Genomic DNA, 11,148 nt, shown 5'->3' on the forward strand with positions numbered 1-11,148 from the left:
AAATAGTCTTTCCGTAAATCTGTCGTTCATTGCCATTGCTTTTTCTATAGAAGTGCCCTTCATCGCACTATAATGATCTTATAATTAAGAAAACCACCATTCAATCGGTGGTTTTCTTCGTTCTTTTAATTATAAAGTAAATGGCTGCTATTACGATCGCAGCGATGATAAATGGCATAACGTAGGGTTGGGCGTATTCCTTGATATGGGACCAGTTTTTGCCGAGGACGGTTCCTAGATAAAGAAATAGGATGGTCCAGGGTACAATGGCAGCTACAGTATAAAGGGTGAACCGGGTGGCTGACATTTTGGCGATGCCGGCCGGGATGGAAATGGCGTGACGGACGACAGGGATGAATCTTGCGGAAAAGATAACTCCTGCTCCATACTTATGAAACCACTGTTCCGCGACATCAATATGTTTCTTTTTTATTAGCACATATTTTCCGTATCTCTCCAGAAACGGACGACCGCCGTAATAGCCGGCCCAATACAGGAATAATTGCGCTATAGTTCCACCAATGGTTCCGGCAATGACGGCGCCGACAAAATTTATGTGTCCAAGGGAAATCATGTACCCGCCATAACCTAACACAATTTCACTGGGGATAATCTCAATCATTAAGCCTAGGGCAATTCCGAAATAACCTAACTGGGATAGAAAATCTAAAATGCTATAAATATATTCTGTCATAACACACCTACACTTAAAATTTTTTCAACTCTTTCTAGTTTATAATAGTTTGTCTCATATTGAAATATATATGGATAGCCTTCATTCCCCATTCCTTATAAAAAGGAAAAGCAGCGGACCGCGCTGCTAAAGAAGGTCATTGACTCAATGATTGTTTTGTTGAAAACATATAATTCTTGTGATGGTAATGGATGCTGTATACGATGCCCATAGCAAACATATTCCCCATTAATGAGCTGCCCCCATAGCTGATAAATGGCAGCGGGATTCCGGTAATCGGGAGCACTTGGATGGTCATGCCTATGTTTTGAAAAACATGGAAGGTAATCATACTGATAATCCCGGTACAGATATATACATTAAACGGATCATTGGTATCCAGTGAAGTCTTAATTAAATGGTAAATTAATAAAAAGTACATGCCAATCACAATACTGCCGCCGACAAATCCGTATTCCTCCCCAATGACACTAAAAATAAAATCAGTATGGGCTTCAGGAATGTATACCTGCCGTTGATTAAATCCCTTGCCGGACAACAATCCAGAGCCAATTGCGGTCAATGATTTCATTAGGTGATAGCTCGAGTCGGTGGAATGGTTTGTGGGGTCCAGCCAGGCATAAATTCGATTAAATTGATAGGTTTTCACGTGCACATATTTTTCCAGAAACTCAGGCTTCTGAATCACTAGATATAAGATCAGGGCCATCAATGATGCACCGGACCCGTAGATGGGTAAAATGATTTTCCAAGTGATCCCCGATATAAAAATCATTCCTGTTAGGATCGACAAAAGCACGAGACCGGTTCCAAGGTCAGGCTGCAACATGATCAAGCCAAGCGGCACAGCGGTGGCCACGCCTAGTTTCATTAGCAGCATAAAATCAGTTTGTAATGACTTATCCAAATATTTTTCATGGTGGCTGGCAATGATGCGGCTTAAGGTCAAGATTAAAAAGACTTTAACAAATTCCGAAGGCTGAATTTGACCGATCCCCCTAATGACAAACCAGCTTTTGGCCCCATTTCGAATCGGAGCGATGGATACTGGAGCCACATAAACGGCAATCAGCAAAAATATACCAAAGCCATATAAAATCCATGAGAGCTTTCTGTATTGATAACTGTCAAAAAGAATGGTTACGGAAATAATCAAGGCCCCAACGACATACCAGACCATCTGCATAAATAAGAAATTGGCCCCGTATTGGCCAGAGCCCTGCGCACTATAAATAGCAGCACAGCTTATAAGAAAAAATAAAAATAACAATAATGTCAGGGCCCAATCAAACCGTTCCACTTTTTTCATGTGATTATTCATTTGTCACACCCGTTTTTCTAAGGTAAAAAATTACATAGCATCCATTAATATAACGATTTAAACCAATAAAAGGTTTCATATATTTTACATGAGATGCGTTAAAAAAGCGGTGGCAATGCCGAAATAAGTAAGTAACGAAAAGATATCATTTAATGTAGTGATCAGTGGCCCAGATGCCACGGCAGGGTCGATTCGCAATCGAAACAACATTAGTGGAATGATGGTCCCGGCAAGAGTACCAATAATTAACGTGAAAAAAAGCGAACATCCTACTACAAAGCCCAGGATCAAGTTGCCTTGCCAGATATAAGCAATAATTGCGATTAAAAGGGAACAGGTCAACCCAATGGAGATTCCAACGCCTAATTCTCGTAAAATTAAGCGAATGATCACTTTTTTATCAATATCATGAGAGATTAGCCCTCGTACGACTACTGCGAGGGATTGTGTCCCGGTGTTTCCGGTCATTCCAGCAATCATTGGCATAAAAAAAGCGAGAGCAACCACCTTTTGCAGGGTTTCTTCGAAGCTGCTGATAATCCGGCCTGAAATAAGCCCGATGAATAACAATAAAATCAGCCAAGGCAGTCGTCTTGCAGCTGCGACAAGTGTCTTTGTTTCAAAATCAATCGCTTTTCCAGATGCAGACAGTTTTTCAATATCCTCATTGGCCTCTTTTATCACGACATCGATGACGTCATCGACAGTAATAATTCCAACGAGAACATCTTGCTCATCCACGACCGGAACGGAAATGAAGTCGTACCGTTCAACCGTTTTAGCTACATCCTCCTGGTCTGTTGTGACGGTAACAGAAATAACCCGCTCATACATAATATCGCTAATTTTTTCATGCAGCTCTGCCAACAGCAAGTCCCTGTAAGAGACAACGCCAACCAGCTTGCTTTCTTCATTGATGACGTATAAATAGTTGAGCGACTCCGCAAACTCAGCAAATGATTTTAGCTTATCTACTGCTTCTCTGACAGTGAAATAAGTGCGAATCCAAACGAAGCGATTGGTCATAATTCTTCCGGCCGTTTCCGGAGGGTACTTCATGATGTCCTTTACTGCATTAGATTCCTCTATCTTCATTTCTGAAAGCAGCGAATCCTTTTTTTCAGGGGATAATTCATGAAGCAGTGTAGCTAGATCATCATTATCCATAAGGTTTAAAACTTTGCTGGATTTTTCAATTCCCAGCATGTTTAATAATTCTAGCTGCTCCTCTTTTTCGAGCTCCTCCATGAGGTCAGCCAAAACATCAAATTTTAAAAATAATAGAAATCTTGGCTTGTGCTGTTCTGGCAATGACTTATATATTTCGGCCACATCATAGGGCTGCAATTCCTCGAGAATCGGATCAAATTCTTCTTTTTTATTTTCGGTAAGGGTCCGAATAATCTGAAGGCTTAGTTCTTCATGCGACATATTTTTTATCATACTGGCTCATCCTCCTTTCGTAGAAATTCTATATAATAAAATAGAGAGGTAGAAGTAACTTAATTATAGTATGTGTATATTATCCTCGAAAATTGAATAAAGAGGAATTGTATTTAGTCTGATAAATCTGCAATTTATTTGTAAAAAAAATGAAATAAGCAATTTATCCTATTATTTGATAAAATAATTGAGTATGAATAAAAATATCTGGAAGTTTAATGGAAACTTTCAAAAGGTTAAAATATATGTGGTTGATCGGAGGAGTTTTGCTGTGAAAAAGCATCATCAGGACATACGGGATCTAATTTATATTCATCTAAATCAAACGGACCAGTATGTGTTATCCTACGGTATTGAATTCGATGAATTTGCAGCCACTTTTGCGGGTTCCTTAAACCACTTACTTTTATTAAAACACCGCTTTGATGATGCTGATTTTAACAGGCATACACTGTTAGAATATTGCCCTGAAGACAGAATTAACAGATTGGCTGCTGAAGATGTTTATAGCTATGGAGATTTTTGCTGGATTGATTTTACTGAAGAAGAAGTCCTAAATGAATTATCGGGGCAGGAAATGGCAGAATTGCTTTATCTTGGTCACCATAAACAGCATTTGAAATCTCCGTTTTATAAAAAGCTTGATAACCGGTTTGTCTATCTGGCACATGATGATGGCTGGTTTAATAAAACGTATTATCGAAGTTTTAAGGATTTTTTCTACCTGTTTAGTGAAGTAATTGCTTCTAAAATGGGTGAACTGAAGCCGGAAAAGTCACTGCTGGGGTTAAGAAAAAAACGTACATATCCGCCGGTTAATAAAGAAATCCTGTTATCGTTAACACCCTTTCTTAAGGAGGGAATTTGTATTTCTTTACGGGCTGCCGATGTCCAGCGAAACCGGGTAGAAATTCCTGTCTGGGTGATGGGGGATTTTGCGAATATGGATGATATGTACGATGAATATCAGAATATTTCGAATGAACCATTTCATGCGAAAATTATTTTTGATAGAAAAACGAAAGAATGGAAGCTGAATCTAATGTAAATCTCTCCATCCCGGGGAGATTTCTTTTTTTAGGGGAGACCCGCAGGCGCAAGCGCCGAGGATGCTCGCCGAAACGCCCACAAACCGTAAGTGCCTGGAGCGCAAATCAACAGCCAAGTTTAACAGACATCCATGTAAAAAATTTGCACATCAATAAATGAAATAACTGCTAAAGTAAAGTTATCCACAGTTATTTCAGGGTAGAGCTTTTTAAAAAAACAGCCCCTAAAAATAAGGGGCTGAATTTACGATAACCAAAGCGAAAACAGTCCTTCCGTGACACCCAAGTTATACATATAATAAATTCCGAAAACAATACTGATGACACCGGCAAGATAGTTTAAATGGTGGTTGATTTTTTTACCGGATGTTAATACGAATGGCAGCCCGATTACGGTGGAGAAGCTAAGCATTCCAATGACTGTTCCGCAGCCAAAAATAAGAATATACAAAGCACCCTGCCAAATGGTGGATACGGTGCTCATCGTTAAGAGAACCATGGCGGCACTACCGGCAAGCCCGTGAACAAATCCAATAAAAAACGACTTACCGTTTGAACGTTTTCCTTTTGTTCGTTCATGTGGATGCGGGTGATGCTTATGGTGAACAATCGATAACAGACTTGAAACGCCTAGCGTAACTAACATAATACCTACGAGGAATTCAAGGCTCATCGCCATTTTATCGGTTATTGTATTTTTTGCGAGGATCAAAAACATACCGAAGATCAACAATGTTGAAGTGTGGCCAATTCCCCAAAAAACACCAGCAAATAAAGATTTCTTTATACTTTTAGATTGGCTGGCTATGGTTGAAACGGCAATCACGTGGTCAGGCTCAATCGCGTGCTTGATTCCGAGAATAAATCCAATCACTAAGATTGAAAAAAATGATCCCGTCATTTATGTCACCTCCATTTTTAATAGTCTATTAACATATTACAGGAAAAAATATCCTACCATTGTTGTAAATCATGACAAATTTCCGATAGATTTGTTTTTAAGCAAGCTGTATTATTCATAAATTAGATAGAAAAAAGATACGGCTGAATTTCCTATCTTCTTTAGTAAAGTGTTAAAATAAACAATGAATGAGAATATGGAGGGTATCACCTATGAAAACAAAATTAGGTTTACTATATGGAGGAAAATCTGCTGAGCACCGCGTATCATTACAAACGGCACTAGCGGTGATCAAGGCATTGGATCACGACAAATTTGATATTCATCCGATTTACATAAATGAAGAAGGTCGGTGGATTAAGGGTCCTCAACTAACAGGACCAGTTGAAGCAGTGAAGGAACTCGAATTTGCTGACGTGGCATCCCTTTCACCCACTGCTTTGGCACCAGCGCTTTTCCAAACAGAATCACAACAGGACGGAGCTCTTGATGTCATTTTTCCATTACTGCACGGACCAAATGGTGAAGACGGAACAGTACAGGGACTGTTAGAACTATTAAACTTGCCGTATGTTGGAAATGGTGTCCTTGCCTCTGCCGCAGGAATGGATAAAGTCATTATGAAAAACATCTTTGCTCAAGCAGGTCTTGCGCAAGTTAACTACGTTTCTTTTATCAAAAGTGAATGGGAAAAAACTCAAGAAGAGACTTATTCTAAGGTAGAAGCGGAGCTGGGCTATCCTTGCTTTGTGAAGCCAGCCAATCTTGGCTCAAGTGTAGGGATTAGTAAATGCCGAAATCGTGAGGAATTGGCAACAGCTTTTGCAGAGGCTTTTCAATTTGACCGCAAAGTGATTGTGGAAGAGGGTGTAGAAGCCCGTGAAATTGAGGTCGGGGTTTTAGGAAATGATGAACCTGAATGTTCGGTTGCAGGTGAAATTGTACCGAAGAAAGACTTCTACGATTATAAGGCCAAATATGAAGATGGAAATACGGCTTTGATCATTCCAGCCGACATTACGGAGGAAGAATACCAACAAATCAAGGAAATGGCCATTAAAGCTTTTAAGGCGTTGGATTGTTCGGGACTTGTTCGGGCTGACTTCTTTTTAACAAAAGACGGAAAGGCTTTGATTAATGAAGTAAACACCATGCCTGGATTCACCCCATTTAGCATGTTCCCGCTACTTTGGAAGCATACTGGTGTGGAATACCCACAATTAATCGAGCGTCTTGTCCAGCTTGCTAAAGAGAGACATGATGTAAAACAAAAGATTAAGTTCACGTTTTAGAAAATGAATAACACGGCCTCAAGCCGTGTTTGTTTTCTGAAAAGAAGAATGGAAGGGGGACGTCAATTAATGATAAAACGATCTTTAACAAGGATTGCTGAAATGGTTCAGGCCCAAAATGAAGTGACCCCGTTTGCAGACACAATGATTACGGGAGTATGTATTGATTCCCGAAAAATCGAAGAAGGTAATTTATTCATCCCATTTAAGGGTGAACATGTGGATGGGCACAAATATGTAGTAGATTCAATTAAAAAAGGAGCAGCTGCCGCTCTTTGGCAAAAAGATGTACCAAACCCTCCTAAAGATCTGCCAATATTAATAGTGGACGACTGCCTGGTGGCCCTACAGGAATTAGCACGCCAGTATCGGAAGGAGCTGCCGATTAGAGTAGTGGGGATTACGGGAAGTAACGGAAAAACAACAACAAAGGATATTACTTCAAGCCTGCTTTCCCTTAAATATAAAGTCCAAAAAACAGAAGGTAATTTTAATAACCATATCGGTCTTCCTTTAACAATTCTTGGCTTACATGAAGACACGGAAATCGCTGTCCTTGAAATGGGAATGAGTGCTAAAGGGGAAATAGAATTTCTGACAAAGCTTGCTTGTCCGGAAGCCGTTGTCATTACGAACATTGGGGAGTCTCATCTACTAGACCTTGGCTCCCGTGAAGGGATTGCTGACGCTAAATTGGAAATTTTGCAGGGACTTCAAAATGGCGGATTGGCAGTCCTGCATGGGGACGAACCGCTGTTGATGGAACGAATTCACGCGTATCAAGGTGAAGTTCAGGTGAAAACATTTGGTAGAAACGATACAAATGATTTATTCCCGACAGAAATTATTCAGCTTGAGCAGGGGAATCGGTTTAAAATCAATGCTTCCGAAGAAACATTTGATCTGCCTGTATTGGGAACTCATAATATCTTAAATACGCTGGCAGCTATGTTGATTGCCCATCATTTTTCCATTCCGTTTGAACAGATGACCGAGGGCCTACAAGGAATCAAACTAACAAATATGAGAATGGAGCTAGTGGAAGGGAAGCGCGGAGAAAAAGTCATTAATGATGCTTATAATGCGAGTCCTACTTCCATGATGGCGGCTATTGAATTAGTCTCAAATCTTCAAGGATACGAGCAGAAGATTCTCGTTCTTGGTGACATGCTTGAACTTGGTCCACAGGAAGAGCAGTATCATCTGCAAATCGGTGAAGGATTAAATCCTGAAAAGATTGATAAATTGTTTACTTACGGTAAATTAGGCAGCCACATTGCAGAAGGTGCGAAAAAGGTACTAGGAGAAGAACGCGTTTTTGCCTTTTTAGATAAAAAAGAGCTGATTGGTACATTAGAAGGTTTTGTAAATGAACAGACGTTAGTTCTTGTCAAAGCTTCCCGCGGCATGAAATTGGAAGAAGTCGTGAAGGCTATACAAAAATAGCCTTTATTGGGCAGGTGTTAAGGATGATTGGCTGCTTATGTATTCATGGCTTCACCGGGGCACCCTATGAGGTGGAGCCGTTGGTTACTTTTTTAAAAGAAAAGACAGATTGGGATTTCCGAGTGCCGACACTTCCGGGGCATGGCGAAGTGCTGTCATTGAAGGGGATTCATTATCAGCAATGGATCCATCATGCAGAGGAAGAACTAAAGTCGCTGATCGCAACCTGTGATGAGGTGTATGTAATAGGTTTTTCCATGGGCGGCATGATTGCCAGTTTTCTTGCGGCCCAATATCCTGTGGACAAGCTGATTTTGCTGAGTGCTGCGGCTTACTACTTTCATCCTCGTCAACTTGCCAGTGATCTTAGAGTAATGCTAAAAGATCTTGTAAACGGGAATCTTCAAAAAAATGAGCTGTTTTTACGATATAAAATCAAGTTAACAGAAACGCCTCTAGCGGCGGCCATTCAATTCCGCAAGTTGGTTGCATTTATTAAACCGGTTTTGCCCCAGGTTAAAATTCCTACTTTAATTGCTCAAGGAGATCGTGACGGAATTGTTCCTCCGAAAAGTGCGGAATATTTATTTCAAACCATAAGCTCGGAAAAAAAGAAGTTAACCTATATCAAGGGTTCAAAGCACCACATTTGCCATTGCAAGGATAATGAAACATTATTCGTTGAGGTGTTGGAATTTTTATCATGTTAAACGGGGTCTTTATTGCTTTATAGAATTAGAAATGGTATTATTATTAACAATGTGTCTAAAGATTAATGTTATGAGGCATACTCCTTTGGAGAATGTCTTTTTTTTGGTAAAATAAACATATCTCTTTATAGTGATTCGGGAGAATAGATTTAGCACTAATTATGAAAAATATTTTTAAATAGATGAAGGAGAATGAAAACATTGACGAAGTTTGAAGAATTAGGCATTAGCCAGGCTACGTTAAAAGCCGTCCTCAAAATGGGTTTTGAGGAAGCAACCCCAATCCAGTCAGAAACAATTCCTTTGAGCATGGAAAATAGAGACGTGATCGGTCAAGCGCAAACCGGAACAGGAAAAACTGCTGCTTTTGGAATTCCATTGGTAGAGAAAATTGATTTAAAACAGGAAGCCATTCAAGGGATTATCATTGCACCAACAAGGGAACTAGCCATTCAGGTTTCTGAGGAACTTTATAAAATCGGTGCAGGAAAAAGAGTACGTGTACTACCAATTTATGGTGGACAGGATATTGGCCGTCAGATCCGGTCGTTAAAAAAGGCCCCACATATTATTGTCGGGACTCCAGGACGTTTACTTGACCATATCAACAGAAAAACGATTCGTCTTGACAATGTTCAAACAGTTATTCTGGATGAAGCTGATGAAATGTTAAATATGGGATTTATCGAGGATATTGAATCAATCTTGAAGGAAATTCCAGAGCAACACCAAACGTTGTTATTCTCAGCAACGATGCCTGGTCCAATTCAAAGAATTGCTGAAAAGTTCATGAAGGACCCGCAAATCGTTCGTGTGAAAACGAAGGAAATGACTGTTCCTTTGATTGACCAGTATTATGTAGAAGTGCAGGAAAAAAGTAAATTTGATGTGTTGACACGACTACTTGATATCCAATCACCTGAGTTAGCGATTATTTTTGGACGGACCAAGCGCCGTGTTGATGAATTGTCTGAAGCATTAAATCTAAGAGGATATACTGCAGAAGGAATTCATGGTGATTTAAGCCAAGCGAAGCGTTTATCCGTATTACGCAAGTTTAAAGAAGGCTCAATCGATGTTCTTGTTGCAACTGATGTAGCGGCACGTGGACTTGATATTTCCGGTGTTACACACGTATATAACTTTGATATTCCGCAAGACCCAGAAAGTTATGTGCACCGTATCGGCCGTACAGGACGTGCCGGAAAAGCGGGTGTTGCGATGACATTCATTACACCACGTGAAAAGCCGTATTTGTTTGTTGTTGAAAAAACAACCAAACGTAAAATGGAAAGAATGAAGCCGCCGACCCTTGATGAAGCACTTGAAGGTCAGCAACGTGCAGTAGTGGATAAAATCCTGCAAACGATTGAAGCAAACAATCTTCAATATTATAAAGCAGCAGCAGAAGAGCTGTTGGAAACAAATGATGCACAAACTGTTGTAGCAGCTGTGTTGAAAATGTTAACGAAAGAGCCTGATACAACTCCAGTGAAGCTGACTGAAGAACAGCCTCTTCCTTCTAGAAAAGAAAGAAAGCCAAATGATCGTGGGGGAGACCGTCGTCGGAAAGATGATTCCCGCGGCTACTCTGACCGCAGAAAAAAACCGTCCGCAAAGCCTCGCAGCGGAGAAAAACGGAACAGCGGTAAACCAAAATCTAGAAGCTACAATCATTAATCAATGAGCATGGACTTTTAGACAAAAAAACTAAATTTCCATTTAAAATTTTTAGTCCAATTCAACAGTGAATTGGACTTTTTATTTTGTCAAAGCACTTCGTACAGAGGGAGCAGATAAAGCAACCGTGCTGTCCGAAGTCAGGGGATCTTCAGACAGGGGAAGGCGAAAAATTGTTCGCGATGTCCGAAGTCAGAGGATCTTCAGACAGGGGAAGGTGAAAAATCGTTCGTGATGTCCGAAGTCAGGGGATCTTCAGACGAGAGGAGGCAAAAAAACGTTCGTGATGTCCGAAGTCAGAGGATCTTCAGACAGTGAAAGGCAAAAAAACGTTGGTAATGTCCGAAGTCAGAGGATCTTCAGACAAGGGGAGGCAAAATCAGTTCGTGCTGTCCGAAGTCAGGGGATCTTCAGACAGGGGGAGGCAAAAAATCGTTCGTGATGTCCGAAATCAGAGGATCTTCAGACAGGGGAAGGTGAAAAATCGTTCGTGATGTCCGAAGTCAGAGGATCTTCAGACAGGGGAAGGTGAAAAATCGTTCGTGATGTCCGAAGTCAGGGGATCTTCAGACGAGAGGAGGCAAAAAAACGTTCGTGATGTCCGAAGTCAGA

At 40.5% G+C, this 11,148-nt stretch carries 9 protein-coding genes; 5 read left to right on the forward strand and 4 right to left on the reverse strand.

What is annotated here, in order from left to right:
• Positions 1-100 precede the first annotated feature (100 nt).
• From uptA to mgtE, 3 genes are all read right to left on the reverse strand, one after another.
• On the reverse strand, positions 101-694 hold the full coding sequence (gene uptA / locus ACI3K6_RS21220) for an undecaprenyl phosphate transporter UptA (protein WP_435556411.1): 594 nt from the start codon (positions 692-694) through the stop codon (positions 101-103).
• 136 nt (positions 695-830) lie between these two features.
• Entirely contained in the window at positions 831-2,015 is a 1,185-nt protein-coding gene (locus ACI3K6_RS21225; RefSeq protein ID WP_435556412.1) for an FtsW/RodA/SpoVE family cell cycle protein, read from the reverse strand.
• An 84-nt stretch (positions 2,016-2,099) separates the two neighbouring features.
• Positions 2,100-3,458 (reverse strand): magnesium transporter, encoded by a 1,359-nt coding sequence (gene mgtE, locus ACI3K6_RS21230; RefSeq protein ID WP_435556413.1) that lies wholly within the window; start codon positions 3,456-3,458, stop codon positions 2,100-2,102.
• Positions 3,459-3,729: 271 nt separating this feature from the next.
• Between mgtE and ACI3K6_RS21235 the strand changes: the two genes are divergently transcribed.
• Entirely contained in the window at positions 3,730-4,506 is a 777-nt protein-coding gene (locus ACI3K6_RS21235; RefSeq protein ID WP_435556414.1) for a hypothetical protein, read from the forward strand.
• 245 nt (positions 4,507-4,751) lie between these two features.
• On the opposite strand, the gene ACI3K6_RS21240 is transcribed toward ACI3K6_RS21235, so the two are convergent.
• Positions 4,752-5,408: a HoxN/HupN/NixA family nickel/cobalt transporter gene (locus ACI3K6_RS21240; RefSeq protein ID WP_335479881.1), complete on the reverse strand. Its 657-nt coding sequence runs from the start codon at positions 5,406-5,408 to the stop codon at positions 4,752-4,754.
• A 212-nt stretch (positions 5,409-5,620) separates the two neighbouring features.
• On the opposite strand from ACI3K6_RS21240, the gene ACI3K6_RS21245 reads away from it, so the two are divergent.
• From ACI3K6_RS21245 to cshA, 4 genes are all read left to right on the forward strand, one after another.
• Positions 5,621-6,700 carry a D-alanine--D-alanine ligase gene (locus ACI3K6_RS21245; RefSeq protein WP_435556415.1) on the forward strand — a complete coding sequence of 360 codons (1,080 nt, stop codon included), beginning with the start codon at positions 5,621-5,623 and terminating at the stop codon, positions 6,698-6,700.
• Between the two features lie 69 nt (positions 6,701-6,769).
• Positions 6,770-8,146, forward strand: coding sequence for a UDP-N-acetylmuramoyl-tripeptide--D-alanyl-D-alanine ligase (locus ACI3K6_RS21250; RefSeq protein WP_435556416.1), 1,377 nt, complete (start codon positions 6,770-6,772; stop codon positions 8,144-8,146).
• A 23-nt stretch (positions 8,147-8,169) separates the two neighbouring features.
• Complete coding sequence (locus tag ACI3K6_RS21255) at positions 8,170-8,856, forward strand: alpha/beta hydrolase (protein WP_435556417.1); 687 nt, start codon at positions 8,170-8,172, stop codon at positions 8,854-8,856.
• Between the two features lie 201 nt (positions 8,857-9,057).
• On the forward strand, positions 9,058-10,536 hold the full coding sequence (cshA, locus tag ACI3K6_RS21260; RefSeq protein WP_435556418.1) for a degradosome RNA helicase CshA: 1,479 nt from the start codon (positions 9,058-9,060) through the stop codon (positions 10,534-10,536).
• Positions 10,537-11,148: the final 612 nt, after the last annotated feature.

The organism is Neobacillus solisequens (assembly GCF_051233465.1).
Classification (GTDB): domain Bacteria; phylum Bacillota; class Bacilli; order Bacillales; family Cytobacillaceae; genus Neobacillus.